Origin of the sequence: Halogranum gelatinilyticum, assembly GCF_900103715.1 — an archaeon.
In the GTDB taxonomy this organism is placed as follows: Archaea; Halobacteriota; Halobacteria; order Halobacteriales; family Haloferacaceae; genus Halogranum; species Halogranum gelatinilyticum.
In genome coordinates this window covers 1-16,295 of record NZ_FNHL01000007.1, presented here as the reverse complement: position 1 = coordinate 16,295, position 16,295 = coordinate 1, and the positions used below count along the sequence as shown (strand labels likewise).

Sequence of the window (16,295 nt, the reverse complement as noted above, 5' to 3'; positions counted from 1 at the left end):
CGGCCCGAGACGACACTGGTGGAGACGTTTTTCGCAGTTCTGTGGACGAAACAGCGCGGAGTTCCGACAGCACCCGCCACGAGGAGCACACGGACCTAAGACGGCGACGACGCGCGTTCTGCACGCCCCGACAACCCCGGACAGCCACGAGCGACCACACCACGACACCACACCGAACCACAGCCCACCATATGAGCGTACTCGACCACTCCGCGGACGACGACTCCCAGTATCGACTGTTGAACCCCGACGGCAGCCGGACCGACGAACCGCTGCCCGACGTCGACGACGAGACCCTGCTCGGCATCTACGAGCATATGCGACTCGCCCGTCGCTTCGACGAGCGGGCGGTTAGCCTCCAGCGACAGGGCCGCATCGCCACCTATGCGCCCCTCGCCGGACAGGAGGCGGCCCAGGTCGCCAGTGCCTACGCGCTGGGGACCCAAGACTGGCTCTTCCCGACCTACCGCGACCACGCCGCGAAGGTGGTTCGCGGGGTGCCCATCGAGTCGCTGCTCCTGACGATGATGGGCCACGGCGACGGCTACGCGATCCCCGAGGGCGTCAACGTCATGCCGGAGTATATCCCCATCGCGACGCAGCTTCCGCAGGCCGCGGGCGCGGCGATGGCGTCGCGCTATCTCGGCGAGGACAGCGTCTACTGCTGTTACTTCGGCGACGGCGCGACCAGCGAGGGCGACTTCCACGAAGGGATGAACTTCGCGGGCGTCTTCGACGCGCCGGTCGTCTTCTTCTGCAACAACAACCAGTGGGCCATCTCCGTCCCTCGCGAGCGACAGACCGCGAGTGAGACCATCGCCCAGAAGGCCGACGCCTACGGCTTCGACGGTGTCCAGGTCGACGGGACCGACCCCCTCGCGGTCTACGTCGCCACCCGCGAGGCCGTCCGGAAGGCGCGCGACCCCGGTCCCGGCGAGGCGCGGCCGACGCTCATCGAGGCGGTCCAGTACCGCTTCGGCGCGCACACCACCGCCGACGACCCCGACGTCTACCGGGAGGGCGTCCCCGAGGAGTGGCGCGACCGCGACCCCATCCCGCGCTACGAGCGGTTCCTGCGGGACCGCGGCCTGCTGGACGACGCGACGGAGGAAGCCATCACGGAGCGTATCGAGGAGCAGCTCGCCGACGCCATCGCGGCCGCCGAGTCGACCACGGCCGAGTCGCCCGGGGCGATGTTCGAGCACGTCTACGCCGAGCCGACGCCCGAACTGGAACGCCAGCGCGCGGAACTGGAGGCACTCGTCGAACGCTACGGCGAGGACGCCTTCCGGAGGGACCACTCGTGAGCCTCGCCGAATCCGGCGAACAGCTGACGCTCGTCGACGGCGTCCGCGAGGCACTGCGGGCGGAGATGGCTCGCGACGAGGGTGTGCTCGTCCTCGGCGAGGACGTGGGGAAGAACGGCGGCGTCTTCCGCGCCACCGACGGTCTCTACGACGAATTCGGCTCGGCGCGCGTCCTCGACACGCCGCTGGCCGAATCGGGCATCGTCGGTGCCTCCATCGGCATGGCGACGAAGGGGCTGCGGCCTGTCGCGGAGATACAGTTCATGGGCTTCGTCTACCCCGCGTTCGACCAGCTCGTCTCTCACGCCGCCCGTCTCAGAAACCGGAGCCGCGGCCGGTTCACCTGTCCGATGGTCGTCCGCGCGCCCTACGGCGGCGGGATTCGCGCCCCAGAACACCACTCGGAGTCGATGGAGGCCATCTTCGCCCACCAGCCGGGGCTGAAGGTCGCGATTCCGAGTACGCCGACCGACGCCTACGGCCTGCTCCGTGCGGCCATCCGCGACCCCGACCCCGTCGTCTTCCTCGAACCGAAGCGGCTCTACCGGTCGTTCCGCGAACCGGTCGATCTCGACGCGGAACCCATCGAGTTGGGGAAGGCCGCCGTCCGCCGCGAAGGGTCGGACGTCTCGGTCTTCACCTACGGCTCGATGGTCCCGCCGACGCTGGAGGCCGCCGAGCTGGTCGAAGCGGACCTCGGTATCGACGTCGAGGTGGTCGACTTACGCACGATCTCGCCGCTGGACCGCGAGACGACTGTCGAGTCACTGAAGCGAACCGGACGGGGCGTCGTCGTCCACGAAGCCCCGCTGTCGGGTGGCTTCGCGGGCGAACTCGTCGCCACCCTCCAGGAGGACGCGCTCTACCACCTCGAAGCCCCCATCAAGCGCGTCACGGGCTTCGACACGCCCGTGCCGCTGCACGCGCTGGAGGACTTCTACCTCCCCGCGCCGGTGCGTATCGCCGAGGGCATCCGCGAGACGGTCGAGGCCGAGGCGTAGCGTAGGAACCCATTTTTAAGACGGTCGCGTGTGAGAGTCTGCCATGGACATCGAGGAGTTCTTCGAGACGATGCCGTTCGCCGACCTGCTCGGCGTCGAGGTGACCGAGGTAGAGGACGGCCACGCCGAGGGCCGGATCGAGATGCGCGAGGAGCTGTCGTGGAACAGTGAGAAGCAGATGGCCCACGGCGGCGTCACGTTCACGCTCGCCGACACGGTGGGCGGCGCGGCACTCGTCTCGCTGGTCGACCAGCCCGTGCCGACCATCGACATACGCATCGATTATCTGAGTGCGGGGACCGGCGACCTCCGGGCGGTGGCGGACGTGGTCCGGCTCGGCGGCGACATCGGCGTCGTCGACGTCGACGTGTTCACCGCGGACGACACCCGCGCCGCGCAGGTCCGGGGTGTCTACAAGACCGGGTAGGGGTGAAATTTTTTGCGCGCCTGCCAGCCGCCGGGCGGTGCGGGAGGGCGCGAAAGGACGACAGGGTGGGATGCGGAGAGGAGGGGGTGTGGGGGAGGAGAGGAGAAGGGAGGGAGCTGTGGGCGTCGGCACTCGTCCGGTAGCCGAGCGTGCCGCCGGGGCGAGCGCGAGCAGCCGAGGAGGGGTGTGGAGTTGAGGGGGTGCGGGGGAGAAGAGGAGCGGGGAGGAGTCAGGCCAGTTCCGGCGCGACTTCCTCGCCCAGCCGCTCGATGCACTCGACCATCTCTTCAGTTCCCGTTCCGGGGTGGTACGTCCGGAAGATGAAGTGAACGTCGTCGCCGAGGGCGTCGCGGTAGGTCTCCAGCTCCTCTCTGACCTGCTCGGGCGTGCCGAAGATGGCCTGGTCTTTCAGTTCTCGCTTGCGCTCGTCGTCCAGTTCCGGCACCGACTCGCCGGAGAAGATCTCCGCGTAGCGTCGCTGGAGATAGAGATAGCCGTCCTTCATGGCGTCCCACGCCTCCTCGCGGGAGTCGCCGACGAAGCCGTGCTGGAGGACGTAGACGGTGAAGTCGCCGTCGAGACCCTCTTTCTCCCGCACCTGCCGGATGTCGTCGACGCGCTTCTTTACGGCCCCAACGGAGAGCGACGAGGGCGCGCACCAGCCGTCGGCGGTGCGGGCGGCCCGGCGGACCGCGGGCTTGGCCGCCCCGCCGAGCATGATGGGAAGGTGGCCGTCGGGCTTGGGGGTGATGGACGTGTCGGGCGAGACTGGATTGTAGGGCGACTCGTGACCGAGTGGTCCGTCGGACCAGGCACCTCTGAGGAGGTCGACCGTGTCGGCGAGGCGTTCGACGCGCTCCTCCTGTGGGACGCCGAACTCCGCGAACTCCCGGGGGTTCGACCCGATGGCGAGACCGAGCGTGAGTCGACCGTTCGAGACGAGGTCGACGGTGGCGGCGTCCTCGGCGAGCCGGACGGCGTTGTAGAGCGGCGCGAGCGCGATACAGGAGCCGATCTCTATCTCGTCGGTGGCGGCCGCTAACGCGCCGAGCGCGGGCATCGTCCCCGAGAGGTAGCCGTCGTCGAGGAAGTGGTGTTCGGAGACCCACGCGCTGTCGAGGCCAGCGTCCTCGATGGTGCGCGCGAGCGTCAGCATCTCGTCGTAGAGGGCGCTCGTCGGCCGGTCGTCGTCCGGGCGGCGCTGACAGGTGAACAGGCCGGTGCCGAGTTTCATGGCTGAGGGTCGGACGGTGTGGACTTAACGGTTTATCAGGAAGGTTCGGCAGAAGGTCAGTAGTCGATGGCGGTGATCTCCTCGACGGGCCACTGACTCAGGATCTCCACGCCGTTTTCGCGGACGACGACCATCTCCTCGACGCGGACGCCCTGCCGCTCGGCTGGCTCCTGGGTCTCGACGGCCATCACCATCCCCTCCTCCAGTTCGATGGGGTGGTCTTCGGAGATGCCGCGCCAGATGAGGGGGACTTCGTACAACTGGAGGCCGAGCCCGTGCGCCCAGTGGTTGGTGGTCATCTGCCAGTGCTCGTCGGCGTCGTACCAGTCGGCGTGTTCGCCTTCCATGTCCGGGAAGCCCTGCGCGACGTCGTCGGTGGTCGCGCCGGGTTCGATGCGTTCGAGCACGTCGTAGAGGTTGTCGCGGGCGAGTTCGTAGGCGTCCTGCTGCGCCTCCGTGGGTTCGCCCATCGAGAAGGTGCGGTAGTAACAGGAGCGGTAGCCCAGGTAGCCGATGTTGTACATATCGGCGTAGACGAGGTCGCCGGGGCGAATCATCCGGTCCGTCGTGTTGGCCTGGTGCTTGGGCCACGTGTTCGGTCCCGAGGTCAGGTAGCCGCCGCCGACGAACGCGCCGTGACGCCACAGTTCGCGGGTCACGTCGCCCCAAACCTCCGATTCTCTCCTTCCTGGCCGGGCGTTCTCGACGACCTGCTGGAAGCCCGCCTCGGCGATGGCGGCGACCATCCGCAGACACTCGATTTCGTCTTTGGTCTTGACCTTTCTCGCATCTTCCATCACGGCCGCGCACTCCTCGGTGCGGGTGTCGATGCCCTGGCGTTCGAGGGCGTCGAGCAGGCCCGCGTTGCCGACGTCGATGCCCATCGGCTCTTTCTCGAGGCCGTAGTCAGAGAGCGCGCTCGCGACGCCCTCGGCCATCGTGTCGAGGAGGAATTTGCGGGCACTGGGGCTGCCGGAGGCCCGCGGAACGTTGCCGAGACCGGGGCAGGCGTAGCGGATGTCGGTCAGCCAGGGACAGTTGAACCGCTGGTTCGAGGCGTGGTCGGCGGTGTCCCAGTGGACGACAGAGCCGTCTTCGAGGAGCAGCGAGTAGTGGTCCGCGCCGCTGCCGCCGGTCATCGCGAGGCCGGTCACGTAGCGGATGTTCGGGTCCGAGAGGAGGAGCATCGAACTCAATCCAGCATCCCGCATCCGTTCGAGCGCGCGCTCTTTGCGCTCCTCGCGCATCCGCTTCGTGTCGATGCGTTCCTCCCAGTCGACGGCCATCGTCCCCCGGGTGCCTTCCATGAAGTCGCGCTCGTAGAACGTCATGGCGCACCTGTCGCGTCCGGGTCTCTTAATTCTCCCTCATGATTTATGAGTACGAACCGAGATTCTCCGGTGAATGAGCCTCTACAAACACATCGCCCTCCTCGTCCGGAAAGAGGGCATGAGCCACGAGGAGTTTGTCGACTACTGGCAGACCAATCATACCCCTATCGCCCGCGAGATCGAGGGCGTTGTCAAGTACGGCACGGTCCAGCCCGTGACGCCCGCGGCGGCGGAGTTCGACGGTCTCGCCGAGCTGTACTTCGACGATTTGGACGCGCTGCACGACGCCCTCGGCAGCGAAGGCTCCCGTGACTACGACCCCGCCAAAGGCAAGGCCAAGGAAGCCCGCGAGGACGTCGACAACTTCCTCGACATCGAGCGTCGCCCGCGCTTCATCGGCGAGGTCGTCGTCCAGAAAGACGAGGTCGACGGCGATACCGATGGACTCTACAAACACTCGGCGTTCCTCGTCCGCAAGGAGGGGATGACCCACGACGAGTTCGTCGACCACTGGCAGAACAACCACACACCCATCGCGCGGGAGATCGAAGGCGTCGTCAAGTACGACACCGTGTTGCCGACGAATCCCGAGGCGGCGGAGTTCGACGGCGTCGCGGAGTTGTACTTCGACGACCTCGACGCGCTCCACGACGCCCTCGGCAGCGAGGGGTCGCGCGACTACGACCCCGCGAAGGGGAAGGCGAAGGAAGCGAGAGAAGACGTGAACAACTTCCTCGCCATCGGCGAGCGGCCGCGGTTCATCGGCCGCGAGACCGTCCAGAAAGACGAGCTTCGCTAACTATGTCGACCGATTTCACCGACCAACGTGGACAGGTCGAGGCGGCGTTCCCCGAGTTGGCGGATATCGACTCCGACACGCTGCGCGCGCAGGTCGTCGAGGCGTGGTGTCTCGGTCTCGAACGCGGCGGCTGGCGCGACATCCACGACATCCCCTACGCGTGGAACATCCACGAAGTGGACAACGTCGAGCACGTCCGCGGCGTGACGCGGATCGCCATCAAATCGGCCGAGGAACAGCGCGACTTCCACGGCGCGGAGCCGGACATGGACGTGATTATCGCCGCCTGCCTCCTGCACGACGTGGGCAAGTGCTACGAGTACGTCGACTTCGTCGACGACGACGTGCTGGACGACCCGGACCCGGAGTACGCGACACAGGAGATTCCCCACTCCATCTCGGGCTACGCACTGGCCCACGAGGTCGGCTGTCCCCTCGCTGTGCAGCGCGCGATTCCGCACTTCCTGGGTGAGGTTCCGACGCGGACGCTGGAGGCCGAGTTAGTCAAGAGCGCGAACTCGGCGTCGTCGAACGCGATCACCTACGCGACGATGGGCATCAGTCTGAAAGAGTGGGTCAAGGAGTATTCACAGACCCAAGAGTGAGTCGTTTGGGTGTGGCTCAGTGTGCCGGCTGTCAGCGTTTGAGTCCGTGAGGCGGGAGATGGGTGACGGGAAGGACACGGCCACAGCTGCTTGCGCTTCGAGAGACCACACCCTCCCCAGCCGACTGCGCTCCTCACTCCGCTCGTTTCACTCGCGTCGTTCCGGTGCTCATCCCTCGCGTGAGTGGCTCGCGGCACGGAGGCCGCGAAGCCACGCGCCGTTCCGACTGACCAGTCACATCCTGATTCGGCCACATCTTTTTCGGGCTGCTGTGAGAACCGTCACCGATGCACGCGAAAGTAAACCTCGACGAGATCGACGTCCGCGAACTCGACGACGGCGTCGCGGACCTCAAGTCCGTCGGCATGGAACTGCGGCCCCAGCAGATGCGGCCCAACGTCTGGGTGTTCGAGGCGGGCGAACGGCTGAACCGACACTACCAGGAGGAGCAGGAGGAACTGTACCACGTCCTCTCCGGCGAGTTCGAGCTGCGCTACGAGGACGAGACGGACGAGCTAGTCGCCGGCGACATCGTCGTCGTCTCGCCCGAGGAGATTCGCCAACTCGTCTGTGTCGAGCCGGGCGAGGTGTTCGTCGTCGGCGCGCCCGCGACGAAGGACGACGGCGTCGTCGTCGAGGAGTAGCGGGGTCGAATCAGACAGGGCCCAGTCCGGCTTCCTCGCGCAGCACGTCGATGTACTGCCGGAAGCCCGTCTCGAGGTCGTACTCGGGGTCGTAGCCGAGGTCCTCCTGGGCCTTGGTCATGTCGAGCTTCTGGGTCCACGGCAGTTCGCCCTCGTCGGAGACGGTGAGGTCCGCGTCGGGCAGAATGTTCTGGACGGTCTCGGCGGCCTCCCGAATCGTCGCGAGTTCGCCGCGGACGTTGTAGACGCGCTGGGTGAGGTCTTCTTCGGGCGCGAACGCGGCACAGCGGAACGACTGGGCGATGTCGCGGACGTGCTGCCAGTCGATGGCCTGGTCGCCGTATTCGACGGAGAACGACTCGCCGAGCGCGGGCTTCTCGACGATGTTCGCGAGGAACGCCGAGCCGCCCGTCTCGCGGTAGGGGCCGTAGGCGACCGTCGGCCGGAGGCCGACGTGTGAGACGCCGAAATCCTCGTGGTAGACCCGCGCCTGGTGCTCGTTGTACTCCTTCGTCGCGCCGTAGAGCGTGTCCGGATACACGAGGTCGTCCTCGGTGACCCACCAGTCGCTGCCGTCGTCGTAGTTCCGTGGGGGTGCGTAGACCGCGGCACTGGAGGCCCACGCGACCCGCTCGACCTGCTCGGAGAGCGTCCGGGCGGCCTCGAAGACGTTGTTCGTCCCCTCGATGTTGACCCGCATCGCCAGCCGCGGGTTCTCGCGGGCGGTCGTCGTCAGCAACGCCGCGAGATGGACGATGTGGGTCGCGCCGGTCTCTCGAACGGCCCGAACGACGTCCGTCGAGTCGGTCACGTCGCCGCGGCGGATCTCCACGTCGTCGGCGATGCCGAGCTTTTCGAGGATTCTGGGGTCCGTCGAGAGGTCGTACGCGACGACGTCGTGACCCTGCGCGAGGAGGTCCTCGGCGACGTACGAGCCGATGAAGCCGGTTCCGCCAGTTACCAGAACGGTTGACATACTCCGAGAAGGACGCGTCGGCGAGAAAAGTGTTTCTCAGTCCCTCAGGAACAATCATTCAAATTCGGCCCGCCGAACCACTGGCCAGGCGCGTGGCTTCGCGGCGTCGGCCGCGAAACACGCACGCGAGGGACGACTGAGCGAGTGCAACGAGCGAAGGAGTCGGCTGGGGAGGATGTGGCTGTTGCGGGCGGGTGGGACCGAAAGGGGACGCGCTCTCGACGAAGCACGACGATGCAAGCACCGCAGCCGAGTGAAACGAGGCGAGGAGCACAGCGAGGCGCGCGAGTCGAGAGAGCGTGGGCTTTCGGGGTCGCAAAGACATCGAGTCAAAGTTCGCTTCCAGACTCAGAAACCACTCACTCGTGCAACCCACCCACCTGCGCGTAGAACGACGACTGCAAGGTCTCGGCCATGTCCTGCTCGCGGTCGATCCGCACGTCGACGACGGTCGGCAGGTCGCTCGCCTTCCCCTCGCGCAGTGCCTCGGCTAACCCCTCGGCCGTCGTCACCCGCCGCCCAACCGCACCGAAGCCCTCGGCGACTTTCACGAAGTCGGTGTCGTGGAACTCGACGCCCGCGATGTCGTTCTTCTCAGCCTGCATCTGCCGGACCATCCCCAGACTCGTGTCGTTGAGCACGACGAACGTCGGCGCGACACCGTACTCGACGGCGGTCTCGACGCTCGTCATCGTCATGGCGAAGCCACCGTCGCCCGCGACACCGATCACGTCCTTGTCCGTCGCGAGCGCGGCCGACACCGCCGCGGGCGTTGCCCAACCCATCCCGCCGACGCCGCCGCTGCCGAAGTAGGTCCTGACTGCTGGCGTCTGGAGATAGTTCAAGAGCCAAAAGCGGTTGTTACCCGAGTCGGCCGTGACGATGGTCTCCCTATCGACGACGGCTTCGATCTCCTTCACCGCGCGCTGGGGAAGGATCGGCTCGGCGTCCGAGTCGCACTCCGGCGCGGTGAACGACCCGCGAGCCTCGCGAGCGCGGTCGAGTGCCCAGTCGTTGTCGCCGCCGCCAGCCTCGGCGAGGTCCCGCAGCGACTCCTTCGCGTCGCCGATGAGACCGACGTCCGCGGGGTAGACCCAGCCCGCGTTCCGCGTGTCGATGTCGGCGTGGACGATGGTCTGCTCGTCCGGCCGGATGAAGCTGGGTGCCTGCCAGTTGGTGTCCATCGGGTTCATCCGACAGCCGACGACGAGGAGCGTATCGGCCTCGCTGACGACCTGATTCGCGCCCTCGTGGCCGAACGAACCGATGACGCCCGCCGCCCGCTCGTCGGTCTCGGGGAACGTGGATTTGCCCAGGTAAGAGGTCGTGACGACGGCGTCGTACGCCTCGGCGACGGTCGCGAGTTCGTCGTACGCTTTCGCGGCGTGGACCCCGTTGCCAGCGACGACGACCGGCCTGTCGGCGGCGGCGAGTGCCTCCGCGGCGGCGGCGACGTCTTCGGCGGTCGGCCGCGAGAGCCACGTCCGGGTCTGTTCGACCGGGTCCCACACCGGCGGGGTCGGGTCCTCGGGGACCGCTTGGGTCACGCCGGTCCCGTCGAGGATGACGGCGGTCGGACCCGGCCGCCCCGCGACGGCGTGTTTGAACGCGAGCTGGACGCTCCGCAGGGTCTCCGTGGGCGTCCGCGGAAACCAGTGTTCCTTCGTCACGCCGTCGAGAATTTTGGGTAAATCGAGACCGCCGTAGTCGCCGCGCGCCTGCTGGTACGGCGCGAGCGTCGAGTAGTCGCCGCGTTCGCTCGCTTCGGTGAGGACGACCATCGGCGACGAGGCGAGCCGCGCCTCCATCTGTCCGATGACGCCCAGACTGCCGATCCACGGTCCCTGCCCGGAGAGGACGCCCGGCTGGCCCGTCAAGCGACCGTGCATCTCGGCCATGACGCTCGCCTCCCGCTCGTCGCGCGGGCGCACGAGGTCGATATCGGAGTCCGGCAGGTGGTCGAACAGTTCGATGACGCGCCCGCCGGGATAGCCGAAGACGCGCTCGACGCCGAGTGCCTCCAGCGTCTCGACGACCGCCTCGGCTGCTTTCATCGTCCCAGCCGGGCGAGCCGGTGGCTCTCGGAGTCGACGGGCGAGACGACGGACGAAACGGCGACCGGTTCGACATCGGGCGTCATGCCAACACAGACCACGGTCGGATACTTTGCTCTATGGGTCGGCGTGCCGAGGGTCGTTACACGACTACACGCGTAACAGTGAGAACCGAGCTATCAGTGAGCAGCGTCGGCGGCTGCTGGCGGTTCTGTCACCGGGTTAGATGCTCGTGACGCGAGCGTGCCGCTCGTCGACGGCCGCGGCGTCCTCGGGCAGCAGCGCGACGACGAGATAGTCCGCGTAGTCGTCGAGATACTCGACGAGCGCGGCGATGCGCTCGGAGTCGATAGCCTCCAGGGAGTCGAGCAGGATGAACGGCAACACCTCGTAGACGTCGTGGGCGAGATAGCCCGCGAGCGCGAAGACGAGGCCGGTCACTTCCCGTTCGCTCTCCGAGAGATGGTCGACGGTGTCCTCGTACGTCGTTCCCTCGTCGGTACTGCGGATGATGTGCAGGTCGAAGTGGCTCTTCGTGACCTTCCGGCGACCCTCACGGACCTGTTTCTGCGTGCGCTCGATCCAGATGCGGTCGATGTTCTCGTAGGAGAGCTCCGCGAGCACGGCGTCCATGTGCTCGTTGAACTCGTCGACCGTCTGCTGTTCGATGCGGTCGATGCGCGTGCGCAGCGATTCGAGTTCCTCGCTGATCTCCTCGCGGCGGGCTTCGAGTTCCTCGCGACGCGAGAGCTTGTCCTCGACGGAGCGGATCTCGTCCTCGACGCTCCGACGCTCCTTCTTCAACCGCTGGACCTCGAACTCCAGCTGGTTGGCCTCCTTGTGCCGGTCGAGCACCTCGCTGTACTCCTCGGATTCGAGGTCGTCGACCTCGTCCTCCAGCTCACCGAGTTCGTCGACGAGTTCCTCCTCGCGGGCTTCGAGGTCCTCGACGTTCTCCTCGCGCCGACGGATCTCCGCCTCCACGTCGTCGAGCCGACGGTCGAGCCGCTCTTTCTTCTGTTGGGTCTGCTCGATGGACCGCTTCTCGGCTTGCAGCTCGTCGACCTCGCTCGTCAGTTCGGTGCGCGTCGAGAGCTTCGAGGAGCGCAGCTGACGGAGCTGGTCGAGCGTCTCCTCGATCTGGTCGGTCTCGACCTCGGTCCCACAGGTCCAACAGGTCGTCGTCTCGTCGCCGACGAGCTGGTCGGTGACGGAGCCGTTCGAGTCGGGCTGGAGTGCCTCGGCGAACTCGCTTTCGCCCTCCTCCAACATCTCCTCGTTGAACTGGACGACCGACTGCAGTTCGCTGACGACCGAGTCGATGGTCTCCGCACGGCCACGCAGCCGCTGGATCCGCTTGTCGAGTTCCGCAAGCTCGTCGTCGGGCGCGGTCGGAAGCTCCCGACGCTCCGTCTCGAGTTCCTCTTTGTCCGACCGGAGTGCGTCGAGGCTGTCACGCTCGGTCTCGATGTCGAAGCGCACGTCTTCGAGGTCCGACTCCGTCTCGCGGAGTTCGGCCAGCTTCTCGTCTAACTCCGATTGCTCCTCGCGGGAGGTCTCGACGTCGGCGTCGAGTTCCTCCAACTCGGCGCGCTTCTCGGCCAACTCGTCGGACTGCTCGTCGATCTGCGACTGGAGCTTCGTCTTCCGCTCTTCGAGACTCGGGAGTTTCCGCTTCAGCTTGTCGAGTTCTTCCAGTTCGGCGTCGACGTCACGCCGCTCGGACTGGAGTTCGCTGATCTCCGCCTGGATGGCGTCGGTGTCGACCGGCCGCATGATGAGCTCGTGGAGGTCGTCGCCACGGGCGACGGCCTGCCGCGCCTCGTTCATCTCCAAGAGGAACGCGAAGAGATCGCCCAGTTCGGGGTCGTCGAGGAACGGCTCGCCGTCCGAGACGATGGTGCCGTTGCGTCGGCTGAGCGTCCGCGTGTACGTCTCGTCGCCGAGCGTGAGCGTGACCTCTGCCTCGTCGGCGTCGCGTTTGATCGAGACGTTGTCGCTACCGAGTCCGGCCATAACCGCCTGCAGGAACGAGGTTCGGTTGGTGGCGTTCCGGCCGGTCAGGACGGTGACGCCCTGGTCGAGACTGACGGTCGTTTCGTCGATGCCGCCGACGTTTCTGACGTACACGTCGGCACGGGTCGCTGGTGCCTGCTGGGAGTTCATTAGTAGACACCATGCACGGCCCGTATTTACCTTTCGGGGTTGGCGTACTCTTCGTAAGCCTAGAGGTTACCCCGGACGGCCGGTCACTCCGCCGCCGCGTCGACCTCGGCACGCTCCTCGAAGAGGTCGGCGACGTCGTACGTCTCGCCGGTTTCCGTCTCGATGACCCGCACGTCGACGATGACGTCGAAGTCGTCGACGTCGAGGCGACCGGTGTCCCGCAGATTCTCGATAATGTTCGTCGTCACCGCCCGCGTCCGGCCCTTCAGCTGCTGGATTGTCCGCTGGTTCTTCTCCAACGTCTCGGTGCTGTCTTCCGGTTCGGTCTCCTTCGAGACGCCGCGGTGCTTCGTCAGATACGTGTGGATCGCCTGGTGGGAGACGAAGTCCCGTTCGAGCTGCTCGACGTCGACCCCGTTGCGTTCGAGTGACCGCCGCGCCTCCGTGCGGACACCGCTGGAGATGTCGTCGCCCGTCAGGAGCCGGTAGGTGTTCTCGACCTCGCCCTCGATGGGGTTCTCCCCCGCGTCCCGCATCGCTCCCATGAGGACGCGCCGGTTGAACTCGTCGGCCAACGCCCGGAGACTCTCACCCTCGTCGACCCAGCGGACGACCAGCTCGTCACCGAGACCGTCCAGGTCGTAGCTGTCGATGACGCGGCTGACCTTACTGTTCATCTGCTAGCCCACCTCTGGCGAAGCCGGTGAATCCGTTGAACCCACTGTGTAGTGTCACTCATTGCCGAACGTTGGACGGAGAGGCATTAAAATACCTCGGTGAGGCGAGCGACCGGTCACCGAGTCGCCACCCTTCACTCGTCGCGAGCGTCGGCGACCAGCTCGGCGACCGCCTCGGGGTCGGCCGCGACGGCGCGGACGAGCGCGTCGTGGAACTCCCGCCCCGTCAGGTCGCGGATACCGTGGTCGCGACGGAGGATCGATTCGACCTCGAACTCCGCGTCTTCGAGCAGTTCGACCGTCTCCGGGCGGACGTAGAGGCTCTTCGCCCGCGTGTCGTCGAACGCGAACGCCGGTCCCGACTCGGCCCGGCCATCCGCGGACGACGTCGGCTCGGAACCCGCCTCGGGGTTCCCGGTAGGCGAACCGCCTCGGTCCGCAGCGGACGGGGCCGCCGACACTGGCTCGGCTGCCTCTCCGTCGTCGGCTCCGCCCTCTGCTCCGCCGTCGCTTCCAGCACCGTCACCGGTCTCGGTACTTCCAGTCTCCTCGCCGACACCGTCGGCCGCGTCGTCGCTCACGGTCTCGGAGTCGTCTTCATCCTCACTGTCGAGTTGGTCACCGAGTCCGGCAAAGCGGTTCTCGTCAGGCATCGGCGACACCTCCCTCCTCGACGACACGGGCGAGGGCGTCGAACCGCGCGAGCATATCGTTGTCCGGGTCGTACTCCCGCAACGTCTGCCCCTCACGCCACGCACGGCTGAAGGCGATGCGGTGACGGATACCGGGACCGGGCGAGCTCTCGAACTCCGCGCTCCGGGCGAACGCCGGGAGGAACTCGGCGAACGGCGAGTCCTCGAGGTCGGCGATGATGCGCTTCTCCTCGTTGTTGCCGCTGAGGTCGTTGGGGACGATGGCCAGCAGGTCGATGCCCACCTCCTCGCGGATGGGCCGAATCTGCTGTTCCCACATCCGCTCGAAGCCGCTCACGCTCGGCTCGCTCATCAGGAGCGGGACGATGACGTGCCGCGCACCGATGAGCGAGGCGTCCGAGAGCGGTCCCAGACTCGGCGGCGAGTCGATGACGATGTAGTCGTACACCTCGTCGAGCAACGGCTCGACGATTCGGCGACGCACCCACAACATCCCGAACGTTGAGTTGCGGATCTTGTCCTCCACCTCGTCGAGGTTGACGTGTGCGGGGAGGACGTCGAAGGCCTCACGCTCGTGGATGACTGTCTCGGCGTCCACCGGGTCGCTGTCGGTCAGGAGGTCGCCGACGTGTGGCGAGTCCGACTTGTAGTGCTCCTTGAGACCAACACCCTCGGTCGCGTTCCCCTGTTGGTCGAGGTCGACGAGGAGCACGTCGTGGTCCCGCGCGGCCAACGCGTCCGCGAGGTTGATGGCCACCGTCGTCTTGCCGACGCCACCCTTCTGGAGCGAGACGCTTACCGCCCGACCCATCAACGGACACCCCCCACGGACTGTGTGTGACGTCGCGTGCGCGCGTGCGAGACCGACGGCCGAGTCTCCCACCCGGCCCAGACACCGTGCCCACCGAGTGCCGTGAACTGTGTCATTCGTATCTGACGACTCCGAGGCGGCGAACTTAGCTGTTTCCCCATTGTGAGAAGTTCAAACATTGTAGAATGTGTAGCGACTGCGGACGGCCCGACGGGCATCCAACCGAACGGTTCGACGGCCCGGACAGGAAATGGAAAACTGTAGGGAAACAGCCGGTTTCGCCCCCCAAGCAGAGTCGGTACGCACCACCCGCTCCCCAGGTCGGTCGCGGAGCGACTACGGCCCCGACTCACCGTTCGTCCACGGTCGCAGACGGCGGCTCTGGGCGGCGTTGCGGCGTTTCTGTACCCGATACCGAACTTTTTGTGCGCTGGCCGCGTCGACACGCCGAACACCGATGCAAAACGCGACGAAACTCACGACGGTGGCGACGCTCGCCGAAGGCGAGTCGTTTCTCTTCACCGTCCGCGAACGCGACGGCTCCGAGGAGGAGGCGCTCGTCGTCCACACGGCCGACTGTGTCGCCGCGTGGCTCAACTTCTGCCAACACGAAACCGACCAACGACTCGACCGCGGGACCGGCGCGGCGATTCGCGACGGCGAGATCATCTGCCCGAAACACGGCTCGATGTTCGACGGCTGCTCGGGCTACTGTGACAACGGCAAAGCCGCGGACTCGACACTCGTCGAAGTGGACGTCGCCGTCGACGACGGAACGGTCTATCTCACCGACGACGACTACACCTTCCTCCACGAGGGCGGCATCGACGACGATGACGATATGCCGAGCTCGTCGTCTCACCTCTCGTTCTGACTGAAACCGGCGGGCCCCTTCGCGCCGCAGGCGCGATGGGGGGGCCGCCTCTGTGCTGTCGGCAGGGCTGTCGCTGTCGCGGTGCCGTCGCTGTCGGTGTTGCGGTCGCGGTGCCGTCGCTGGCGCGATGCCGTCGCTAAGGAACTGTCTCGCGCTCGTACTGCCGCTCTCGATAGTGCTGCCGCTCTCTCTATAAATGAAAAAAGCCCCCGACGCAATGCGTCGGAGGCTAAAGTATGAATGGTGGACGGCGAACGGGTGTTCCCAGAGGCTCTCGCACTCCAGTACTTGCTCGTACGCTGGTGAGCTTAACTTCCGTGTTCGGGATGGGTACGGGTGGAACCTCACCGCTATGGCCGTCCGAATGCCGATCTACGGAATCGAACCGTAGTTAACACCAGGATCGGATTGGATTCGTCTTGACAACCAATGTGTTCGTGCATTCCAGTTAGCACCTGGACCCGTTTACGGACACGGGTTCCCATGCGGTATGAATGTGGCTTGGACTGTTAGTGCTCGCGGGCTGAACGCCTCGTTGCCTCGGCGCGTACACCCCGAGTCTATCTAACTCGTCTTCTACGAGTGTCCTCGGTGGTACTTCTTTTTCATGTGGGTTTCGAGCTTAGATGCGTTCAGCTCTTACCCCGTGGTGCGTAGCTTCCCGGCATTTGCCTTGTCAGACAACCGGTACACCAGTGGCACCCAAACGTAGTTCCTCTCGTACTATACGTTCGTT

15 protein-coding genes and 2 rRNA genes are annotated in these 16,295 nt (G+C 66.2%); 7 read left to right on the top strand and 10 right to left on the bottom strand.

The window, feature by feature from the left end; all coding sequences use genetic code 11:
• Window positions 1–191 precede the first annotated feature (191 nt).
• Genes pdhA through BLR57_RS17240 form a run of 3 tightly spaced genes read left to right on the top strand, consistent with a single transcriptional unit; the run spans window position 192 to window position 2,735 of the window.
• A complete protein-coding gene (gene pdhA, locus BLR57_RS17250; RefSeq protein ID WP_089699688.1) occupies window positions 192–1,307 on the top strand; it encodes a pyruvate dehydrogenase (acetyl-transferring) E1 component subunit alpha in 1,116 nt (371 codons plus the stop codon).
• A complete protein-coding gene (locus BLR57_RS17245; protein ID WP_089699686.1) occupies window positions 1,304–2,308 on the top strand; it encodes an alpha-ketoacid dehydrogenase subunit beta in 1,005 nt (334 codons plus the stop codon). Before pdhA ends, BLR57_RS17245 begins: the two co-directional genes overlap by 4 nt.
• Before the next feature lie 43 nt (window positions 2,309–2,351).
• Complete coding sequence (locus BLR57_RS17240) at window positions 2,352–2,735, top strand: PaaI family thioesterase (protein ID WP_089699684.1); 384 nt, start codon at window positions 2,352–2,354, stop codon at window positions 2,733–2,735.
• Between the two features lie 229 nt (window positions 2,736–2,964).
• Here the strand turns inward: BLR57_RS17240 and BLR57_RS17235 are convergent, their stop codons facing one another.
• Entirely contained in the window at window positions 2,965–3,969 is a 1,005-nt protein-coding gene (locus BLR57_RS17235; RefSeq protein WP_089699682.1) for an LLM class flavin-dependent oxidoreductase, read from the bottom strand.
• Window positions 3,970–4,025: 56 nt separating this feature from the next.
• Window positions 4,026–5,300, bottom strand: a complete 1,275-nt coding sequence (locus BLR57_RS17230; RefSeq protein WP_089699681.1) for a M24 family metallopeptidase — start codon at window positions 5,298–5,300, stop codon at window positions 4,026–4,028.
• A 73-nt stretch (window positions 5,301–5,373) separates the two neighbouring features.
• Here BLR57_RS17230 and BLR57_RS17225 point away from each other — a divergent pair, with 73 nt between their 5' ends.
• The 3 genes from BLR57_RS17225 (at window position 5,374) to BLR57_RS17215 (ending at window position 7,348) form a co-directional block, all read left to right on the top strand.
• Window positions 5,374–6,099 (top strand): EthD domain-containing protein, encoded by a 726-nt coding sequence (locus tag BLR57_RS17225; protein ID WP_089699679.1) that lies wholly within the window; start codon window positions 5,374–5,376, stop codon window positions 6,097–6,099.
• Between the two features lie 2 nt (window positions 6,100–6,101).
• Entirely contained in the window at window positions 6,102–6,704 is a 603-nt protein-coding gene (locus BLR57_RS17220; protein ID WP_089699677.1) for an HD domain-containing protein, read from the top strand.
• Between the two features lie 287 nt (window positions 6,705–6,991).
• Window positions 6,992–7,348 carry a cupin domain-containing protein gene (locus BLR57_RS17215; protein ID WP_089699675.1) on the top strand — a complete coding sequence of 119 codons (357 nt, stop codon included), beginning with the start codon at window positions 6,992–6,994 and terminating at the stop codon, window positions 7,346–7,348.
• A gap of 10 nt (window positions 7,349–7,358) precedes the next feature.
• Here the strand turns inward: BLR57_RS17215 and BLR57_RS17210 are convergent, their stop codons facing one another.
• The 6 genes from BLR57_RS17210 to BLR57_RS17185 form a co-directional block, all read right to left on the bottom strand.
• The gene (locus BLR57_RS17210; RefSeq protein WP_089699673.1) at window positions 7,359–8,324 is read right to left on the bottom strand and encodes an NAD-dependent epimerase/dehydratase family protein; all 966 of its coding nucleotides are present in this window, start codon (window positions 8,322–8,324) and stop codon (window positions 7,359–7,361) included.
• A 359-nt stretch (window positions 8,325–8,683) separates the two neighbouring features.
• A complete protein-coding gene (locus tag BLR57_RS17205) occupies window positions 8,684–10,378 on the bottom strand; it encodes a thiamine pyrophosphate-binding protein (RefSeq protein ID WP_089699671.1) in 1,695 nt (564 codons plus the stop codon).
• Window positions 10,379–10,600: 222 nt separating this feature from the next.
• A complete protein-coding gene (locus BLR57_RS17200) occupies window positions 10,601–12,544 on the bottom strand; it encodes an archaea-specific SMC-related protein (protein WP_089699669.1) in 1,944 nt (647 codons plus the stop codon).
• Between the two features lie 83 nt (window positions 12,545–12,627).
• The gene (rdfA, locus tag BLR57_RS17195; RefSeq protein ID WP_089699668.1) at window positions 12,628–13,221 is read right to left on the bottom strand and encodes a rod-determining factor RdfA; all 594 of its coding nucleotides are present in this window, start codon (window positions 13,219–13,221) and stop codon (window positions 12,628–12,630) included.
• A gap of 134 nt (window positions 13,222–13,355) precedes the next feature.
• Window positions 13,356–13,874, bottom strand: coding sequence for a DUF7970 domain-containing protein (locus BLR57_RS17190; RefSeq protein ID WP_089699666.1), 519 nt, complete (start codon window positions 13,872–13,874; stop codon window positions 13,356–13,358).
• The gene (locus BLR57_RS17185; RefSeq protein WP_089699665.1) at window positions 13,867–14,685 is read right to left on the bottom strand and encodes a ParA family protein; all 819 of its coding nucleotides are present in this window, start codon (window positions 14,683–14,685) and stop codon (window positions 13,867–13,869) included. Before BLR57_RS17185 ends, BLR57_RS17190 begins: the two co-directional genes overlap by 8 nt.
• Window positions 14,686–15,142: 457 nt before the next feature.
• On the opposite strand from BLR57_RS17185, the gene BLR57_RS17180 reads away from it, so the two are divergent.
• Window positions 15,143–15,559, top strand: a complete 417-nt coding sequence (locus tag BLR57_RS17180) for a Rieske (2Fe-2S) protein (protein WP_089699660.1) — start codon at window positions 15,143–15,145, stop codon at window positions 15,557–15,559.
• 242 nt (window positions 15,560–15,801) lie between these two features.
• On the opposite strand, the gene rrf is transcribed toward BLR57_RS17180, so the two are convergent.
• Together rrf and BLR57_RS19655 are read right to left on the bottom strand one after the other, a co-directional pair.
• Window positions 15,802–15,923 (bottom strand): 5S ribosomal RNA (gene rrf / locus BLR57_RS17175).
• Window positions 15,924–16,048: 125 nt separating this feature from the next.
• Window positions 16,049–16,295 (bottom strand): 23S ribosomal RNA (locus BLR57_RS19655); the annotation flags it as partial.

Bases quoted from the DNA above. Each gene is read 5' to 3' on its own strand.
- pdhA (WP_089699688.1), top strand. From the start codon at position 192: ATGAGCGTACTCGACCACTCCGCGGACGACGACTCCCAGTATCGACTG.
- BLR57_RS17240 (WP_089699684.1), top strand. From the start codon at position 2,352: ATGGACATCGAGGAGTTCTTCGAGACGATGCCGTTCGCCGACCTGCTC.
- BLR57_RS17235 (WP_089699682.1), bottom strand. From the start codon at position 3,969: ATGAAACTCGGCACCGGCCTGTTCACCTGTCAGCGCCGCCCGGACGAC.
- BLR57_RS17230 (WP_089699681.1), bottom strand. From the start codon at position 5,300: ATGACGTTCTACGAGCGCGACTTCATGGAAGGCACCCGGGGGACGATG.
- BLR57_RS17225 (WP_089699679.1), top strand. From the start codon at position 5,374: ATGAGCCTCTACAAACACATCGCCCTCCTCGTCCGGAAAGAGGGCATG.
- BLR57_RS17220 (WP_089699677.1), top strand. From the start codon at position 6,102: ATGTCGACCGATTTCACCGACCAACGTGGACAGGTCGAGGCGGCGTTC.
- BLR57_RS17215 (WP_089699675.1), top strand. From the start codon at position 6,992: ATGCACGCGAAAGTAAACCTCGACGAGATCGACGTCCGCGAACTCGAC.
- BLR57_RS17210 (WP_089699673.1), bottom strand. From the start codon at position 8,324: ATGTCAACCGTTCTGGTAACTGGCGGAACCGGCTTCATCGGCTCGTAC.
- BLR57_RS17205 (WP_089699671.1), bottom strand. From the start codon at position 10,378: ATGAAAGCAGCCGAGGCGGTCGTCGAGACGCTGGAGGCACTCGGCGTC.
- BLR57_RS17200 (WP_089699669.1), bottom strand. From the start codon at position 12,544: ATGAACTCCCAGCAGGCACCAGCGACCCGTGCCGACGTGTACGTCAGA.
- rdfA (WP_089699668.1), bottom strand. From the start codon at position 13,221: ATGAACAGTAAGGTCAGCCGCGTCATCGACAGCTACGACCTGGACGGT.
- BLR57_RS17190 (WP_089699666.1), bottom strand. From the start codon at position 13,874: ATGCCTGACGAGAACCGCTTTGCCGGACTCGGTGACCAACTCGACAGT.
- BLR57_RS17185 (WP_089699665.1), bottom strand. From the start codon at position 14,685: ATGGGTCGGGCGGTAAGCGTCTCGCTCCAGAAGGGTGGCGTCGGCAAG.
- BLR57_RS17180 (WP_089699660.1), top strand. From the start codon at position 15,143: ATGCAAAACGCGACGAAACTCACGACGGTGGCGACGCTCGCCGAAGGC.